This window comes from Salmonella sp. SAL4457 (assembly GCF_046548235.1).
Taxonomy (GTDB): domain Bacteria; phylum Pseudomonadota; class Gammaproteobacteria; order Enterobacterales; family Enterobacteriaceae; genus Salmonella; species Salmonella enterica.
The window spans coordinates 1-270 of record NZ_JBGDZO010000525.1 but is presented as its reverse complement, the minus strand read 5'-3'; the positions used below and the strand labels follow the sequence as shown (position 1 = coordinate 270).

Annotated in this window: 1 pseudogene; it reads left to right on the top strand. The window is 60.7% G+C overall.

Annotated elements, in window-relative coordinates:
* Positions 1-194 (top strand): annotated as a pseudogene (locus ACLJNW_RS25330) (ABC transporter substrate-binding protein); the annotation flags it as partial.
* Positions 195-270 lie beyond the last annotated feature (76 nt).

Here is a 270-nt window from a genome sequence, read left to right as displayed (position 1 = left end):
CCAGCGATGGGTGCTGCGAGTTCCGCGGCGGTCCTTATTTCGACGCCAAATATTTCGGCGAGGGTGTCGGCATCGCGGTCAAGAAGGGCAACCGCCAGCTGGTTGAGATCTTGAATTACGGGCTCGAGCAGGTGCACGCCTCCGGGCGCTATGAAGGTCTGTTCCTGCGCTATTTCCCCATGAACTTCTTCTAGTCGTTGTGCTTTTGCGGCCCGAACGGCAGCCAGAGGCTCCAGCCAAACTGCGTCGGCGCCTCGCCCTGATAGGGGG